The organism is Alkaliphilus peptidifermentans DSM 18978, from assembly GCF_900101495.1.
GTDB classification, from domain to species: domain Bacteria; phylum Bacillota; class Clostridia; order Peptostreptococcales; family Natronincolaceae; genus Alkaliphilus_C; species Alkaliphilus_C peptidifermentans.
On sequence record NZ_FMUS01000024.1, the window covers coordinates 60,443 to 78,611 of the forward strand.

Genomic DNA, 18,169 nt, shown 5'->3' on the forward strand with positions numbered 1-18,169 from the left:
ATAATCTAGTCCCCCTTTGAATAAATATGTTTATAGATTAGATAATCAAAGTACATAAGAGTAGAAGGGAGTGTTGGGTTAAATGATGAACCATATTATTAATAGCAATGTGGTTACTTTAATTGGTAGAATTCATGGAGAAAAAGAGTATAGCCATGAAATGTATGGAGAAGGTTTTTATAATTACAAGATAGAAATTCCTCGGCTAAGCGAAAATAGTGACTATTTACCATTAACAATTTCCGAAAGATTGTTGGTGGATTTGGATCTAGAAGCAAAGAATACAGTTAAAGTAGAGGGTCAGCTAAGATCTTATAATAAATATATAGAGGGAAGCAATAGATTGGTTCTAACTGTATTCGTTCGAGATATTTCTGATTATGAAGGAGATGAAGAGATAAAAAATCCAAATCAGATATATTTAGAAGGTTTTATATGTAAAAGACCAGTCTTTAGAGAAACACCCTTTGGAAGGGAAATAACAGATATATTATTGGCAGTAAATAGAGCCTATAATAAATCTGATTATATACCCTGTATTGCTTGGGGGCGAAATGCAAGATTTTCATCAAAGCTTCAAATCGGTGACCACATAAAAAGCTGGGGTAGAATACAGAGCAGAAGCTATCAAAAAAAGCTTTCTGATGGTACAGTAATCAACAAAGTGGCATATGAGGTTTCTATATCAAAGATGGAAATGATTGACGAAAAAGAATCTGAATAAAAATAAAACACATTCCTAATAGATAGAAGGAGTGTGTTTTTTTATGCCCTACTTTGAAAATCATTTATATGATAATATAATAGAAGATATAGGAGGGATTAAGTATGGAAAGATATATAGTACCTGGAGCAATTCTATTAATTATTTTAATATCAATTCAATATTCATTAAATAAGATAATTGTACTACTGAAGGATATCAAAAGGATCTTAACAAATCAATATAATAAAGACCATGAATAAACAGACTAGTCCCAGTACTCTAGTCTGTAAGAGATATTTTTAGGGGGATTAATTGTGACAGAAATAGAATCATCATCAAAATCAAAATCAGTACATGTTTTTGCTTTGATTTTCACTCTTATCTTGCTGGCCAGCTTTTTAACTTATCTTATTCCTGCTGGGGAATTCCAGCGTACTATTGATTCCACAACTGGACAGGCTTTAGTAGTACCTGAAAGTTACACTATAATAGAATCTTCTCCAGTGGCCCCTTGGCTAATACCTATAAAATTTTTCAATACATTAACAACTACAAGAGTAGCAGAGCTGATTTTCTTTATTTTTATTATAGGTGGATCTTTTGAAATAGTAATTCAAAGCGGATGCATTGCTTTCCTTTGTAGACGCATGCTGGTTATTTTTGGAAACAGAAGCATCTTGATTATCCCAGTGTTTATTATGTTTTTCTCTATATTGGGCTTTGCAATGGGACTAACAACTGTATCCATTGTGTTTGTACCATTAGGAATAGCAATAGCCCACTCTTTGGACTTTGATACAATTACAGGTACAGCTATGGTTATGCTGGGTGCTAATGTTGGGTTTGCTGCAGGAATTTATAATCCCTTTACAGTTGGAATAGCCCATACCATTGCTGAAATTCCCATGTTTACTGGAGCATGGATACGATGGTTGCTACTTGTTTTCTTGGTTGTAGCTACAAGCTTATACATTATACATATGACAAAAAAATCATCGCCGAATAATGATATTGATAAAATAGAGAAGGAGGAGTTATGGAAGGATGCAATAGACCTTACTGACAGAGATACAGTTGACTTTAGACAATTACTTGTGTTGGCCTCATTTGTTTTCACTCTTTGTATAATAACTTTAGGAGTATCAAATTTTAAGTGGAGGATATCTGAGATTGCAGTTTCGTTTTTAATACTTGGTATAGTAGCTGGGCTATTATCAGGGTTTGGTATTAATAGAACCTGTGATATATTTATTTCTGGCAGTAAAAAAATGATAAAGGGAGCACTGGTGATAGGTTTAGCCTCCACTATGCATACAGTGCTTGTTCAAGGAAGGGTTCTTGATACAATTGCCTATACTTTGATTGATTCTGTTAATAGACTTCCTGCATGGGGCCAGCTACTGGGAATGTTCTATTCTAATGCAATTATGAACTTAGTTATTACATCAGGGTCTACACAAGCAGCTTTGGTGATTCCTATTATGGTACCAATGGCTGATGCATTAGACCTTAGTCGCCAGTCGGTTGTACTTGCATACCAATTGGGAGATGGATTAGTTAACCTAGTTTCACCTATATCTACTACATTGACAGGCTGCCTAGCTGTATCTGGTATTAAATATGATAAATGGCTTAAGTTTTACTTACCATTGATAATAATATATATGTTAATTGGTACTGGATTTACTATTTTTGCCAGCTTTATAGGCTATTAAATTTACTACATATATCGGTACTATTTCTTATTATTAAATGGGGCTTAAAGACATATTTATGGGTTTTATTTTTAATAGGCTCATTCATTAGAGAAAGAGCTATTTCTACTGTTTTTACACCAATTTCTTTTTTAGGCATACCAATAGTAGTAAGTGAAATAAAAGGCATACGTCCTATAAACATATCATCATGACCCATTAAGGATACATCTCTAGGTACTAATATATTATAAGCTTTTAATGTATCCAATACACCCAGTGCCATCAAATCACTGGCACACCAAATTGCACTGGGTAACTTCTTTTCTGCAATCAGCTCCTCTGTTAAAATCTTACCAGCATTAAAGGTATCAGTATTATCACCCTTCCAGTATACACGTGGTACAAGTCCAAAATATTTCATGCTTGCTTCAAATCCTTGAATTTTTTGTGTAATAGTTTTGTTTGTAGGAGAATAAACGAACAATGCAATATCTTTATGTCCTAACCCAACAAAGTGCTCAACAGCGAGCTTCCCGCTATAGAAATAATCATTAACTATGCAGTTTTCTTCTTCTGCTCCAGTTTTACCACCAATGAAAATCAGAGGGACAGTATCTTTACAGATTTCTTTAATGTGGGAGACATCACTGCTTACAGAGGTAATTACTAGAGCTCCAACACGATTTTCACACATTATACGACAAAAAGATTTCTCTAACTCAATACTACGGTTACAGCTTCCTAAAACTACAGATAATCCATGCTTAGAACTTTCTGCACTTATTGTAGTAAAAACTTCATTGTATATAGTATCAGCACCAATGGAAGGTACAATCATACCAATACTGCTGGAAACATTCGATGAAAGATTCCTGGCAAAAGCATTTGGTATATAACCAATTTCACTAGCTATTGTCTTAATTTTTTCTTTTGTAGCCAGGGAAATGTCAGGATAATCTCTTAAAGCTTTAGATACCGTAACATGAGAAACACCTGCTAGCTTTGCTATAGTTTTGATTGTAGGTTTCTTATCCATAGTAATCTCCTATTAGAATAAATATTTAGCTAAAAAAGTAAAGTTTCTAAATGGTTTTTAAGGTAATCAATTTTATTTTATCATATATACTCCTGATGGTATAACGTTTTCTAAAGATACAATAACTCAAATAATTAATCGGTTAAATGCTAAGGAATAGCACTAATATTTATTATTGACAATAAATAAGCATTTTGATATTATAGCGATAACACTTAATTACTTACACGGTTAAGTAATTATAAAATTATACCGAGACCTTCATTACAACTCAAATGTTTAGAGATATAAATTTAAAATCTCTAGAAAACTGATTACTAAAAGTGCTATAAAGATACTGACAGTTGAGTCATCAAGGAAAAGGTCATAGGGGAAATCAAAGGAGGTAGAAATTAAGTAAGTAGGATGACTTAAAAAAACTATTAACTTTAGATTTATTTTTAAAAAAGAGAGACTAAAATTTATTAGTTCAGGAGGTACATTGCATGAAACCAACAACAAAAAGAGCTGTAAGCTGGCTGCTTACGGCAGTAATGATTTCAATTATGTTTATAAGCAGTATACCGGTGTGGGCGGCAGATGACCCCATAATTTACACAGCCGATGCATCAGCTAAACATAACGGTGTCGTACAAGAGCTTAAACTTGAGGTAAAGGGTACCATCGTTAAGGCCTCTATGACATTAAAAGACGCCATACCCGAAACCCTTGAGGTAAATCAGGAAAACTTTGTAAGTTGGAGACTTAGAGCATGGGGGCTTATTTTTTCAGACGGAAAGAGTGTATATGAATTAACCACCTATAATGAACCAGGACAAAATCCCCCTACAACTGTTTCGAGGGAAGATATTTTTGATGATGGCTATGATAGTCAGTTTACTACTGGTATGTGGAAGCATTATTATAGTTCCAAATGGGGCTCGAATTCTGGTTTTTTCATGATTAATAAGACAAATAGAGGAAGCCGAACCTTTAATGGCCAGTTAAGTGATGATTTTAAGACCATCACATGGACCATTGATATGGACGGTATCGATGACATTGATTTAAGTAACATAAAGTATTTGGGGTATGATTTGAATGATATGACAGATTTTTTTGATCTCGAAGAGGGTAGAGTTGCATTGACTAAGAACGCCGGATATAAAAAGGGAAGCAACGGAGTATTTGCCGATGTTAACCCTAATTCATCGAACTTTAGTGGTCATAGGGGCTATGCCTCGGAGCCTGCCCCCTATCAGGTAAAATATCTACCCATTGATGCTACAAGCGGTACGGTGCCGGTGGACAATAATTTTTATAATGCAGATGACTTGGTGACTGTGGCAGGAAATCCCGGGAATTTGCGAAAAACCGGTTATCAATTCGGTGGTTGGACAGATACGACTTGGATATCAGTACATGGACCGGCTGTACATAATAATGAGCCGATTACTTCCTTTAGAATTAAAGAATTTGTGACGCTTTATCCTGTGTGGCAACCAATTGACGGATTTATTGTAGAAATGAATGAAGGTTCTTATACATATGACGGTACCGATCAAATGTCGCAAGTCATCGTAAAAAGCCCCGACGGGGAAACACTCACACGCGATACAGATTATACTATTAGTATTGTCAAGGATGGGGTATCGGTGGCAGAGGCTAAAAATGCGGGAACTTACACTGTTACTGTCACAGGGAAGGGAGCCTATGCAGGCAAGTCCGATACCAAAACCTTTAACATCAGCTCAAAGGAAATAAGAGTTAGTAATAGTAGCCCTATTACCAAGGTATATGACGGGAGCGACACGATAGGGGATATTACTCTTGACATAGCACAGGGAGATATTATAGAAGGAGACAGTATTACAGTTAAATTTACATCGGCAAAGTATACATCGCCAAATGCCGGGATACATAACATTGCTGGAAATATAGTAATAAGCGGTGACAGCGCAGCAAATTATAGGGTAAGCAGTGCATTAAATCTTACGGGAACCATCACAAAAAGAGAACTGACCCCTTCGAAAGTAACCGTAACGGATAAGGTGTATGATACAAATACGAATGCGGTTGTAACCATGGCAATATTTGATAATCCAGTCACCGGAGAAGCACCTGTGGCTATAGGTACAGGCAGCTTTGAAGATGCAAGTGTAGGAATAGATAAAACAGTGACAGTATCAAGCAGTGATTTGACCCTTGTTGCCCCATGGAGCACCAATTACATTATTGTTCCTGACATCACGGTAACCGCAAAGGCAAGTATTACACCTGCCCCAATTTCAGGTGGGATTAGTATTATAATTAAAGATGACAATGGTGAAATAGGAATAGCAGAGCCGGGAGATGTGCTGGCGGCAGATATCTCCGCCCTTATGCCGTCACATGCCCGTACAAGCGGCGACATAGCATATCAATGGTCCAAAGATGGCAGCGCCCTATCAGGTCAAACAGCCAAAACCTATAATGTAACCCAAGAGGATGAAGGAAAGAAAATGACTGTTACGGTTATTGCGTCAGGTAGTTACAGCGGTAGCGTAACAAGCATGGAATATAAGGTAGGAGCAAGAGCCCTTTCAGGAACCCTTTCTATTACAGGAACTACCAATTTAGGGGATAGACTTACCATTTCGGGTATAGCCCCAGGCCCTGTATATAATACTGATTACACGGTGCAATGGTACCGTGATGGCGCAGCCATCAGCGGTGCAGTAAGTGAAGCCTATATAATTACTGCTGACGACCTGGGAACCAACTTAAGTGTAAGGGTTGTTGCAACGGGGAATGAGTATACAGGAGGCTTAAGTAGCGAGGAAGTTGTTGTTACCGCCGCTGCACCTGCTAAACCTTCCATCTCGGCCAATGCAGGAAATGGGAAAATTACCGTCACTTGGCAAAAGCCCCATGACCATGGAAGTACGATATCAGGATACAGCCTTGAAGTGACATCAGGAAGTACTCCAATTACAGGAAGTCCGTATACTATTGGTGCAGATGCTACCAGCTATACCCTTAGCAGCTTAACCAACGGTACAGCCTATAGTCTTGTATTGATCGCAATAAATAGCGAAGGGACTACCGCTTCTGATGTTGTTACCGTAAGGCCAGTGGCTTCATCAAAGGGCGGAACTGATGACAGTAGAGATGATAGCAACAGTAGCAACGGTGGCACTAGTAGCAACACCAGCACCACCAGCACCACTACTACTACTACAAATACACCTGAAAAAAAGCCCGTAGAATTTAAAAAGACAACAAATAACACAGGTACCACCATAACGACGATAGTAACAGCTACTACAAATGCGTCAGGTAATGCCTATGCAGCGGTGACAACGGATCAAGTCATGGCCTTGCTCGAAAATGCCAAGTCTGGGGAAGATACTGCTAAAAAGATGATTATTGAAATGAAGGTAGAGGTTGAACCTTCTGCTAAATCGGCAGAAGTAACCATTCCCAGGGAAGCCTTTGATAAGTTGGTGAATGAAACCAACGCGGATGTCAGAGTTGATGCAGGCATCGGTTCCGTTACTTTTGACTCAAAAGCAATAGAAGGCATTAACAGTGCAGCTGCAGCATCAACCATTACCATTAAAATAGAAAAAGTTGAGACGAGGTTACCAGAAAGCATAGCACAAATTGTAGGGGATCGCCCAGTGTATGACTTTACGGTGGCATCAGGCGACACACAGATATCAAGTTTTGGCGGTGGAATTGCAAGTATTAGCATCCCTTATACACTGGCACCGGGAGAAGATAAAAATGCAGTGGTCATTTACTACATTGCTGATAATGGAAGTGTACAAATAGTACGAGGAGCCTACAATGATTCTACAAACACTGTAGACTTTTTCGTCAGCCATTTTTCAAAATATGCCATTGGATATAATAAAGTTTCCTTTGAGGATGTAAGTATGGATTCTTGGTATGCCGATGCTGTTACCTTTATATCGGCAAGAGGAATTACTGAAGGCACATCAAAAACCACATTTAGCCCCGATAATTATATAACTAGAGGACAATTCCTTGTTATGTTGATGCGAGCCTACAATTTAGAGGTTGATGCAAATCCAAAAGATAATTTTGCAGATGCCGGCGACACATGGTATACCAGATATTTAGGTACAGCAAAAGCCATGGGGATAGTTAATGGTATGGGAAACAACAACTTTAATCCAGAGTTAGAAATAAGTAGACAGGATATGTTTACCATGATATACAGAATATTAGTTGTAATAGATGAACTACCAGAGGCATCTAAAAATACTTCTCTTATAAATTATAAAGACGCTTCTGAAATATCAGATTATGCTTATACAGCGATAGAAGCATTGGTATCTGCAGAAATAGTTTCAGGAAGTAATGAAAAGCTTAATCCCAAATCAAAAGCAACCAGAGGACAAATGGCACAGATCATATTCAATCTAATTTCAGAGTAATTAATATAATATAAGACCGTATGATGATTAAGTCATACGGTCTTTACTACTAAATTTAATTAAAGTTTTTCAGCAAGTTTACTGGCAATAGTTTCTAGCAATTGCTGATCCAGCTCATCGAAGGCAGCAGGTGTATGACTATCAATATCAATTTCCCCTAAAACCTCAGACCCCTTCATTATGGGAACAACAATTTCAGAAGCAGTCTCGAAGCTACAAGCGAGGTAATTTGATTCCTTTGTCACATCATCTACAATAAATGTTTCTTTTCTTTCGGCAGCCTGGCCACAGATTCCTTGGCCAATTTGTATTTTTGTATGATCAGTTGCGGCTCCAACATAATGCCCCAATACCAACTCGCCCTTTTCAACCATATAAAAGCCTGTCCAATCATAATATGGTATATTATTATCCAGCATTTCTACTATACCTTTATAAACCTTCTCCATATCATCTTCGGTAGCTATTAGCTCCTTAGCTTGAACTTCTAACTGTTGAAACAATAGTTTTTTAGTATCCTTCTCCATTGAATCAGCTCCTCTCATATAACTATTATAATTTTAACATATTTTACTTATTTATATAATCGATATATTTTTTTGTTTTTAGGTTTAACATATAACAGTATTCTGTTTTTTAAATTACAAGTATTCTATTTAAAAAATTCAAAATTCAACATTCAACATATAACATTTATAATATTCTAGCCCATAAGTAGCATATACAATTTAAAGAGATAATTAGCAGTAATACCGGCGGCTATACCACCGATTGTGTGACTTAAAATCGCTTTATTAGCCAGTTGTCTTACATTTAATGCATCCATCATACCAACATGAGTACTTAGGTACCCACTCCAGCACATGCCCATGGCAGTGAATACAGCAATATCTCCTGGGCCTATAAGATTACTGTCTAAAAAGCTTCTAACAATACCCATAGCTGCCCCAACTGCACCAAGTGAAGTTATGGGAAATGCTAAAGCTTCTACACTTTGAAAGCCAAAGAGAGGCTTTAGAATAGGATAAACATATTGGCCCAGCTTTGGTAATAATGCAACACCCTCATAGGCCTGTCCCTGATATACCGCCACTCCATTTTCCATACCACTTGGACCAAAGGTTAGAATCATAACAATAGTACAAATAAATAATACACCTGGAATAATAGCTAATCCCATTTCAACACCATTTTTTCCACCCTCCAAAATAGCGTCAAGTGCTCTCTCGAAGGTATTTCCTTGTCTAATTTCTCGTTGTTCTAAAAAACTGGCAGTTTTAGTTACTTCATCCTTTGTTGCATCATCGACATTGTAATATTTTTTTGTTTGCTTCGTCATAAGTCTAACACTGACTATACTACCAACAATAGCACCTACATTACCTATTAAAGCTGGTACTATAAATTCTTGACCAAGGCTAATCATATAGGTAGTTAGTATTAAGCCCATACCAAAGGCTGTACCAAGGTTACATAAAGCAGGCACCTGATAGTTTTTAAAGTATTTTCTAAATCCATGATCCTTAGCTAATGATATAATTGCAGGATTATCTGATAAATAAGTGGTTATTGCTCCTATTGATGCAGCACCGGGCATACCATATAGCGGCTTCATAATAGGTGATATAATAATATTTATTAGTGCAACAACTCCAAATTCAGATAGTAAAGATGCCAAGGCTCCCGCTAAAACAGCTATGGACAAAATAAAAAAAACAGTATTTAAAAGTAAATCATGGGCAGTATTCATGATTACATTAAACATTATTCCAACACCCATGGTTTTACCTAAATACCAAAAAGCGCCACCAGTAATTAGTAAAAAAACAAAAGTCTCTTTAGATATAGCCTTTTTGGTTTTACTTGATGTTATGGTGGTTTTGGGTTCTATTACTTCGGCTGACTTCATTACTCCACCTCCTGTTATGTATACAATACAATACAATTCTACTATTGAAGACAGAGGTTTACAATAATTATTATTAATCAATACAAAAATGTAAGAATTACATATGAGGTTTTAATGTTAATGTTATCAATAGCAAGAGGGCAGAATGAAGATAAGAAAAAAAAGAGATGTCTTTTAATCTATGGTTTGACAAGGGTTTAGATTTAAATTAGAATAAAAATAATAAACAAAAATATAGCTATGGATAACTATTATAGTAATATGTGGAGGGAAGTCCAATGGATATAGAAAAAAAGGTATGGGAAGTCTTGCTATCTGAGGATGAGATTACAAAAAGGGTAAAGAAATTAGGACAGGAGCTTTCGAAGGAGTATAGGGATAAAAAGCTTATTGTGGTATCACTTCTTAAAGGGAGCTTTATTTTTACTGCTGACCTGGTAAGACAAATGACGATTCCAGTGAAGGTAGAATTTATGACAACATCCAGCTACGGTCACGGAGAAGAAAGTAGTGGAGCTGTCAAGATAGTTGTTGATATAGAAAAGAATTTAGAAGGATACGATGTTTTAGTAGTGGATGATATTACTGATTCAGGCTTAACCATGAAATATGTTATGGAGCATTTGAAACAGAAAAATCCAGCAAGTGTAAAGTGTTGTGTTTTACTAGATAAGCCTGAAAGAAGACAGGTGGATTTAGATCCAAATTATTTAGGCTTTACTATACCAGATAAATTTGTAGTAGGTTATGGATTAAATTTTGGAGATTATTATCGTAACATTCCATATGTTTTTGTGGTAACAGATAAAGACCGTTAAAAATAAGGGCACTAGAATAATTTCAAATTATATTTAGTGCCCTATAATTAACCCCTTAGATCATCTACTAGTTTAACCTTATCAAGGGTTTTTTTATCCTTCATCTTAATTAATGATGCCGGCATACCTGCTACTACAGAATTGGCAGGTACATCCGTTGTTACAATTGAACCTGCTGCTACAACAGCTCCTTCTCCAATATGAACACCCTCTAACACTACTGAATTTGATCCTATAAATACATTATCTTCAATTACTACGGACTTGACGCTGGGAGGTTCAAGAACACCTGCAATAACAGCCCCTGCCCCTACGTGAACATTATTTCCTATAATCACCCTTGCGCCTATTACACAATTCATATCTATCATTGTGTTTTCTCCAATGACAGCCCCAACATTAATAACTGCTCCCATCAATATAACTGCATTTTTCTTTATAATTACACTCTCTCTTATGAGGGCGCCGGGTTCTATACGAGCTTGAAGCTCTAATGTATTTAAAAGGGGAACTGCAGAGTTCCTTCGGTCATACTCTATGTGATAGTGCTTAATCGTACTGTCGTTTTTGGCTAGTATATTTTTTATAGAGTCATATTCACCTATTAATATCCATAAATCTTCATTGCCAAAAGCTTGAATAGTAGGGTCCTGAAAATAGTTGATATACCCCTGAATATAGACCTTCACAGGTGTGGATTTTTTTGCTGTTTTTATTGATTTGGCAATAGTTTCTGGGGACGTAAAGTCAATATATTTTAGAGGATTTTTTTGATCACTCATTTGTAATCATTCCTTTCCTACTCCTTCAACATATCCTTCATACCATAATAGCCTGGATTTTGCTTAATGATGAATTTTGCAGCCCTTAAAGCTCCATAGGCAAATATCTCCTTAGATAACGCTGTGTGTTTAATTTCAATTATCTCATCATTACCTATATATACAACCTCATGTTCACCAACAATGGTGCCACCTCTTAAACACATAATTCCTATTTCGGAAGGATCACGGGCTACCTTCTTATCCTGTCTTGAGTAAACTAACGACTTTTGATTTTCTAATAACCTATTAATTGTATTGGCAATTAAAAGTGCAGTTCCACTAGGAGCATCTATTTTTTTATTATGATGACGTTCTATAATCTCAATATCAAATTGATCCTCTAAAACGACAGTTGCTTTACTAACTAGCTCTAGTAATAGGTTAACTCCAAGGGACATATTGGGAGAATAGAATACCGGAATGTAAGCTCCTGCTTCATGAATTATTCTTAATTCTTCATCGGAATAGCCTGTAGTTGCAATTACCACTGGTACATGATGTTTCTTACAATAATTAAGCATAGGTAATAGCTGAGTTGGATGTGAAAAATCGATAATAACATCTGATGCTTCCGATAATTCATCAAAGCTGGAATATGTATTTAAGCTGCTTATACTACGACTTATTCCTGTTACTAATTCAAACTCATTAGACTCATGTATAACCTTAGAAAGTACTCGCCCCATTTTTCCATTGCTGCCATTAAGAGTTACTTTAATCAACTTAACTTCCCCCCTTTTTTTTATAACGTTCTGTTAATGATTTTATATTAGTTAATAATATAGGCAAATCATAGATTTATGTCGTTTATAAGATTCTTCCCTTATGCTCAGAATGACACACCCCCAGTATATGAAGGCTTTTATAGATATCAACATTTGTCTTTTATAAAAGCATTTCATTTTCAGTCATCATTCGCTTTAATAGAAGTTATTCTAACATTAAAACTTTTCTATACATTATATGTAAGAGTTTGTTGAAAAAGTCAAGAAAGTCTACCAGTTGAAAACCTTCTAAACTGAGATGCAAAAAAGAATAATTCCATTGCCAGAGTAGTGGAACAAATTGTATCTGTTGGTGGAGGTACTACGGTGTAGAATGGAGTTTAGTCTTACTATATTTGAAAATAAAGGATTTAAATTTTATTTATCCATACAATAGTTATATATGATAAAATATAAAAGTGTTTTAGAACTTATTGTAATAATATGAAAATATCGGATTGAAGGGATGATTCTATTGTATCTGTCAAAGGATATTCAATTACTGCAGGATGAAATTAGAATAATTCGCAGAGAGCTTCATCAAATACCTGAATTAGCATTTGAAGAATATAAAACGGCAGAATATATTAAAGGCTATTTAAATAAGCTTAAGCTTACATATCACGATAAAATTGCTGGTACTGGTATAATCGTTTTAATTCAAGGCACAGAGGGAAAAAAAACTATTGGATTTAGGGCAGATATGGATGCATTGACTGTTGAAGAGGAAAATGAAGTGGATTATAAATCTATACACAAGGGAAAAATGCATGCCTGTGGACATGATGGACATCAAGCTATTTTATTAGGTTTAGCAAAATATCTTGTAATGAATAAAGAAAAGCTAAGGGATAATGTAGTTTTAATTTTTCAGCCGGCGGAAGAAGGGCCAGGTGGTGCCTTACCAATAGTTTCTCAAGGCTATTTAAAGAAATATTCAATAGACGAGATATATGGACTCCACTTATTTCCTGAAATACCAGAAGGTAAGATGGGGGTTAGACAGGGACCAATGATGTCTCAAACTGGGGAATTTGATATAACCATACATGGAAAAGGTGGACATGGAGCTATGCCCCACAATACCATAGATAGTGTAGTTGTATCAGCACAATTGATTACAGGTCTACAAGCAATAGCAAGTCGCAGTATTAATCCAATTGAGCCAGTAGTATTGACAATTGGTAAGGTTGTTGCTGGTGAGATTAGAAATGTTATTGCTAGTGAAGCTAGATTAGAAGGTACTATTCGTAGCTTTAAACAGGAGGTACATGACACTGTAAAAGAAAGAATTACAGATTATGTTAAGGGCTTAGAAAATATTCATAACTGTAAAATAACACTGGAGTTTAGAGACATGTACCCTGCTGTAACAAACGATAGCTTTTTAACCAGTGAATTTATACAATCTCAAGAATCTAGTGTTATACAAATTATTGATCCAATTATGCTTGCAGAAGATTTTTCTTATTATCAAAAGGAAATACCTGGAGTTTTCTTTTTCCTTGGAAGTGGAAGTGATCACTATTATTACCCATTACATAATAGTAGGTTTAATTATAATGAAAAAATACTAGGATATGGTGTGCAAGCATATTTAAATATATTAAAGCAACGGGATGCTTTAGAAAATTAAAGGGGTGTATACATGAAGAATACAAGAAGCTTAAGTGTATTAGATGCTAACATTTTATATGTAATAGGTGCGTTTCTATTTGTTATTGTAGGTGCCTATGTTCAACAACGAGACTTAATTGTTGGATTGTTGATTACTGAATATATTTTGGTTTTATTACCACCGTTTATTTATCTGTTGATAAGAAAGATAAATATAAAAAATACTATGAGATTAAATAAAATTAGTTTAAAGCATGGATTTTTAGTTGTTTTAATAACATTACTAATGTATCCAGCGGCGGTATTTGCAAACGCCTTAGGAATGTTTTTACTAAGCCTATTCGGAAATCTCAATATACCTCAGCTACCCACCGCCGAGAATGTTAGAGAATATGCTGTTTTAATGTTTATTGTTTCAATTTCAGCTGGTATATGTGAAGAGGTATTTTTTAGAGGCTTTATATTGCCAGGATATGAACCATTAGGTAAGAAAAAAGCAGTTGTATTATCGGCAATTCTATTTGGGGTCTTTCATTTTAATCTTTATAATTTATTTGGACCTATTGTTTTAGGCTTAGTATTTGGTTATCTTGTAATATTAACTGATTCTCTATATGCTGGGATTATAGGCCATATAGCAAATAATGGATTTGCAGTAACATTAGGCTTTGCATTACAATTTTTGTCTAAAATGATAGAGGAGCTACAAGATTTAGGAATGAATGAAGCTGCTACAGAAGTACCAGAAGTATCAACCACTGTTGCACTTCTTATTAGTATGGCTCTTTTTGGAGTTATTGCCCTCATTACTGGATTTATTGCATATCAATTGATAAAAGTTATAAAGAAGGATATGGCTATAAAAGAGAAAACTGGTTTAGAAGATAACTATAGTATAGTAGAAGACCATGACTTGGAATGTGAAGAGCTGCAACCAAAAACGAAATTCTATGAGTTTATTCCATTGCTATTAATACTACCTATTGTATTATATGTAATACATGTACAAATCTCTGAAATTATTAGATTGGGATAAAGGCAAAAAAAGGAAAGAAAAAAGGACTGTGGGGACAGTCCTTAAGAATATATCTATATTTTCACGGGGGAGTGAGAAATAAGATAGGTTCGTAACCAACACTAATGTAACATTATTTTTTAGCTAAATCAACCCAAAAATAAATTATTACTTTTTTTTAAGAAAGATATTGAATTTCCTTAAATTCTATCGAAAGTATATTTTTCTTCATTCTTATTATAATAAATAAGAATAGGAGGGATTATAATGGAAAAAAAGTATGCAAACAAAGATTTCACACCTGATTTATTGATGAAATATGAAATTGCTGAAGAATTGGGACTTATTGAGAAGGTGAAAAGTCTAGGCTGGGGTGGATTAACTGCAAAAGAAACTGGGCGTATTGGCGGTCTTATGACAGTTAAAAAGAAAAAATCTAAAAAAAATGAAATTAAGAGTTGATTAATTATTTGTTCCTTACATCAAATTTATAATATAATAATCTTATTAAAATGCAAGGAGCTGGGGGTATAGATGAAGGAACAATATAGTAGCTTTGCCTATTTCTATGATAGGTTAATGACAGATGTAGATTATAATGAATGGGTTAATTACATAGAAACCTTAATCGAAAGGGCCAATATTCATCCTAAAAAAGTTCTAGAATTGGCATGCGGTACTGGAAATATAACAATACCAATGGCTTTAAAGGGATTCTCTATTACGGCTGTTGACATTTCACAAGACATGCTGACCATAGCAAAAGATAAAGCAGTTGATAACAATGCTGATATACTATTCATACAGCAAGACATGACTCAGCTAGAAATTCAAGACATTTTTCAAATTGTTATGTGCTGCTGCGATGGAGTAAACTATATTATTGACTCAGAAAATCTATTGAAAATGTTCATGGAAGTACACAAACGTCTTAATAAGGACGGTATTTTTATTTTTGACATCAGTAGTTACTATAAACTTAGCAATATTATCGGTAACAATACCTTCGGTGAAAATACAGGAGATATCATATATTTATGGGAAAATTTTTACGATAAATCAACGGACCTTCTTGAAATGGATCTAACCTTTTTTAATGAAGCTGAAAGGGGCCTCTTTAGAAAAACTGAAGAACTTCATATACAAAGAGCATATAAAACCGATGAAATTATATACCTGCTACAAAAGTCTGGATTCAATAGTATTGAAATTTTTGCGGACTTCCTTCTAGAGAAGCCTCATAAAAATAGCCAGCGAATTTTCTTTTCTTGTAGTAAGAAATAGGACTACCCACTTGGTAAAGTTGACATTTTAAAGTTCCTTATGATAAAATTATATTGAATGAAGATACATATTTAACCATGTATTATCATCGTGAATTATTATTTAGGAGGTATATTTTTATGGAAAAAGGTACAGTTAAATGGTTTAATGGAGAAAAGGGTTATGGATTTATTTCTAGAGAAAATGGCGAAGATGTGTTTGTACATTTCTCAGCTATTACTATGGATGGGTTTAAAACTTTACAAGAAGGGCAAACAGTTAGCTTCGAAGTTGTTGACGGCGAAAAGGGCCCTCAAGCTACAAATGTAAGTGTTAGTGTTTAATAAATGTTGGCTTTTAAATTTGTAGTTAACCCATAGGGGAATATATATAAGTAATTTGAAGCAAGTTGGGTGACCAGCTTGCTTTTTAATGATATAGCTTTTAACAAAATAATAAAGTAATTAATCAATAAAAAAGGAACAATAAGCATAGGTAATTTTAATTATAGGTCTACAGGTAATATATAAGGTGTGTAAAGATTGATAATATTAATTATGCAATATCCTAAATAATTGAAACAGGGGTGAAAATATGGAAAGCAAAGTGATAAGAGTTACAGCATCCAATAATATGATAAGGGGATTCTTTGCAAATACTACACATATGGTTAATAAGGCAAGTAAAACTCATCAAACATCGCCAGTTGCTGCTGCAGCCCTAGGTAGAACCCTTACTGCTACATCAATAATGGGGTTAATGCTAAAGGATGAAAAGCATAAAATTACTGTTAAAATAAATGGCGGTGGGCCAATTGGAAACATATTAACAGTAGGAGATTCTAGTGGGAATGTTAAGGGCTACGTAGATTATCCTCAGGTTGAGTCCACATACATAGAACCGGGCAAGCTAAATGTAGGAAATGCAGTGGGAAGTAAAGGAACTATAACAGTAATAAAAGATTTAGGATTAAAGGAGCCTTATAATGGCAATTATCCCTTAGTATCGGGAGAAATAGGGGAGGATTTTGCAGCATATTTTCTTTATTCAGAGCAACAGCCATCAGCAGTTGCATTGGGGGTTTTAGTGGATGTTGATTACTCCATAAAATCAGCTGGTGGATTTGTAATTCAAGTGATGCCAGGAATTAGTGATGAAGTAATAAGTAAGCTGGAAAGTAGACTAGGAGAGGTTAAATCAATAACCAACCTTATTAAAGAAGGAATGAATGAAGAGGATATTTGTAATCATATATTAGGAGATTTTGATCCGCAAATTTTAGAGAAACATTCTGTAGACTTTATATGTGACTGTAGTGAAGAAAGGCTTGAAAAAGCATTGATTAGCTTAGGAGAAAAAGAATTAATAGAAATAATTGAAGAAGATAAGGGCGCAGAGATGGTTTGTCATTTTTGTAATGAAAAATATTTTTTTAATGAAGAACATCTTAGAAAACTAATAGAAGATATCAAAAATTAATAATCACAAAAATAAGAAAATCATATAATAGTAAATGTAAAGTTTTTTATTTAGAGGGTTATTGAAATTTATTATAAACTGTTGTATAATGTAATTCGGTTTAAAGATACTTTATAGTGCCCAGATAGCTCAGTCGGTAGAGCAGGGGACTGAAAATCCCCGTGTCGGTGGTTCGATTCCGCCTCTGGGCACCAACAAATTCAAAGGGCGGCATAGCCAAGTGGTAAGGCAGAGGTCTGCAAAACCTTTATTCCCCAGTTCAAATCTGGGTGTCGCCTCCAATTCAAAAATCATGAGTGTAGTCTATTGACTACACTGAGGTTGATTACAAACCACCAGATTTTATCTAATCTGGTGGTTAAATTCTTTGTAAATTGATTTAAATGAAATTTTTAATTGTTTCTGCTACTAAACTATCAAAAACCCAAGATTATTCCTGGACTTTTGATAGCTTAGTGGCTATTTTTTTGATATTTTGTGCAGTAGCAGTCATTAAACACTGCATCTGAACTAAATGGAGTCCACGATAGTGGGCATACCTAAGGCCGTGCAATTCCTTTGCGTCAGCAAAGATTCTTTCCACGGTTTCTTTTCTGCGTTTATAGTAACGCTTACCT

17 protein-coding genes and 2 tRNA genes are annotated in these 18,169 nt (G+C 35.0%); 13 read left to right on the top strand and 6 right to left on the bottom strand.

Features of this window, described 5'->3' with window-relative positions; translation table 11 throughout:
* Positions 1 to 82 precede the first annotated feature (82 nt).
* The 3 genes from BLP68_RS15875 to BLP68_RS15880 all read left to right on the top strand — a co-directional run bounded on the left by BLP68_RS15875 (position 83) and on the right by BLP68_RS15880 (position 2,421).
* A complete protein-coding gene (locus tag BLP68_RS15875; RefSeq protein ID WP_091545688.1) occupies positions 83 to 724 on the top strand; it encodes a single-stranded DNA-binding protein in 642 nt (213 codons plus the stop codon).
* 104 nt (positions 725 to 828) lie between these two features.
* Entirely contained in the window at positions 829 to 966 is a 138-nt protein-coding gene (locus tag BLP68_RS21845) for a hypothetical protein (RefSeq protein ID WP_176759071.1), read from the top strand.
* A gap of 54 nt (positions 967 to 1,020) precedes the next feature.
* Positions 1,021 to 2,421, top strand: a complete 1,401-nt coding sequence (locus BLP68_RS15880) for a YfcC family protein (protein ID WP_176759072.1) — start codon at positions 1,021 to 1,023, stop codon at positions 2,419 to 2,421.
* Here the strand turns inward: BLP68_RS15880 and BLP68_RS15885 are convergent.
* Positions 2,408 to 3,439 carry a LacI family DNA-binding transcriptional regulator gene (locus BLP68_RS15885; protein ID WP_091545691.1) on the bottom strand — a complete coding sequence of 344 codons (1,032 nt, stop codon included), beginning with the start codon at positions 3,437 to 3,439 and terminating at the stop codon, positions 2,408 to 2,410. The two genes, BLP68_RS15880 and BLP68_RS15885, sit on opposite strands and share 14 nt — an antisense overlap.
* Before the next feature lie 485 nt (positions 3,440 to 3,924).
* On the opposite strand from BLP68_RS15885, the gene BLP68_RS15890 reads away from it, so the two are divergent.
* A complete protein-coding gene (locus BLP68_RS15890) occupies positions 3,925 to 7,863 on the top strand; it encodes an S-layer homology domain-containing protein (RefSeq protein WP_091545693.1) in 3,939 nt (1,312 codons plus the stop codon).
* 59 nt (positions 7,864 to 7,922) lie between these two features.
* Here BLP68_RS15890 and BLP68_RS15895 read toward each other — a convergent pair whose 3' ends face one another.
* Together BLP68_RS15895 and BLP68_RS15900 are read right to left on the bottom strand one after the other, a co-directional pair.
* The gene (locus tag BLP68_RS15895; protein WP_091545695.1) at positions 7,923 to 8,390 is read right to left on the bottom strand and encodes a GAF domain-containing protein; all 468 of its coding nucleotides are present in this window, start codon (positions 8,388 to 8,390) and stop codon (positions 7,923 to 7,925) included.
* Positions 8,391 to 8,566: 176 nt separating this feature from the next.
* Positions 8,567 to 9,772: a CD0519/CD1768 family membrane protein gene (locus BLP68_RS15900; protein ID WP_091545696.1), complete on the bottom strand. Its 1,206-nt coding sequence runs from the start codon at positions 9,770 to 9,772 to the stop codon at positions 8,567 to 8,569.
* A gap of 278 nt (positions 9,773 to 10,050) precedes the next feature.
* On the opposite strand from BLP68_RS15900, the gene hpt reads away from it, so the two are divergent.
* Entirely contained in the window at positions 10,051 to 10,590 is a 540-nt protein-coding gene (gene hpt, locus BLP68_RS15905; protein WP_091545698.1) for a hypoxanthine phosphoribosyltransferase, read from the top strand.
* 47 nt (positions 10,591 to 10,637) lie between these two features.
* On the opposite strand, the gene dapD is transcribed toward hpt, so the two are convergent.
* Together dapD and dapB are read right to left on the bottom strand one after the other, a co-directional pair.
* Positions 10,638 to 11,372 (bottom strand): 2,3,4,5-tetrahydropyridine-2,6-dicarboxylate N-acetyltransferase, encoded by a 735-nt coding sequence (gene dapD, locus BLP68_RS15910; protein WP_091545699.1) that lies wholly within the window; start codon positions 11,370 to 11,372, stop codon positions 10,638 to 10,640.
* Between the two features lie 17 nt (positions 11,373 to 11,389).
* Positions 11,390 to 12,136 (bottom strand): 4-hydroxy-tetrahydrodipicolinate reductase, encoded by a 747-nt coding sequence (gene dapB, locus BLP68_RS15915; protein ID WP_091545701.1) that lies wholly within the window; start codon positions 12,134 to 12,136, stop codon positions 11,390 to 11,392.
* Positions 12,137 to 12,644: 508 nt separating this feature from the next.
* On the opposite strand from dapB, the gene BLP68_RS15920 reads away from it, so the two are divergent.
* The 8 genes from BLP68_RS15920 (at position 12,645) to BLP68_RS15955 (ending at position 17,833) form a co-directional block, all read left to right on the top strand.
* Entirely contained in the window at positions 12,645 to 13,814 is a 1,170-nt protein-coding gene (locus tag BLP68_RS15920; protein WP_091545702.1) for a M20 metallopeptidase family protein, read from the top strand.
* Between the two features lie 12 nt (positions 13,815 to 13,826).
* A complete protein-coding gene (locus BLP68_RS15925; RefSeq protein WP_091545704.1) occupies positions 13,827 to 14,831 on the top strand; it encodes a type II CAAX endopeptidase family protein in 1,005 nt (334 codons plus the stop codon).
* Between the two features lie 246 nt (positions 14,832 to 15,077).
* Positions 15,078 to 15,272 carry an alpha/beta-type small acid-soluble spore protein gene (locus tag BLP68_RS15930; protein WP_091545706.1) on the top strand — a complete coding sequence of 65 codons (195 nt, stop codon included), beginning with the start codon at positions 15,078 to 15,080 and terminating at the stop codon, positions 15,270 to 15,272.
* Positions 15,273 to 15,344: 72 nt separating this feature from the next.
* Entirely contained in the window at positions 15,345 to 16,094 is a 750-nt protein-coding gene (locus tag BLP68_RS15935; protein WP_091545707.1) for a class I SAM-dependent DNA methyltransferase, read from the top strand.
* Between the two features lie 119 nt (positions 16,095 to 16,213).
* A complete protein-coding gene (locus BLP68_RS15940; RefSeq protein ID WP_091545708.1) occupies positions 16,214 to 16,417 on the top strand; it encodes a cold-shock protein in 204 nt (67 codons plus the stop codon).
* 250 nt (positions 16,418 to 16,667) lie between these two features.
* On the top strand, positions 16,668 to 17,552 hold the full coding sequence (hslO, locus tag BLP68_RS15945) for an Hsp33 family molecular chaperone HslO (protein ID WP_091545710.1): 885 nt from the start codon (positions 16,668 to 16,670) through the stop codon (positions 17,550 to 17,552).
* Positions 17,553 to 17,670: 118 nt separating this feature from the next.
* Positions 17,671 to 17,746: transfer RNA gene (locus BLP68_RS15950), tRNA-Phe, on the top strand.
* Positions 17,747 to 17,758: 12 nt separating this feature from the next.
* A tRNA-Cys gene (locus tag BLP68_RS15955) sits at positions 17,759 to 17,833 on the top strand.
* Positions 17,834 to 17,982: 149 nt separating this feature from the next.
* Here the strand turns inward: BLP68_RS15955 and BLP68_RS15960 are convergent.
* A partial coding sequence (locus BLP68_RS15960; RefSeq protein WP_176759073.1) for a transposase occupies positions 17,983 to 18,169 on the bottom strand: 187 nt, incomplete at its 5' end.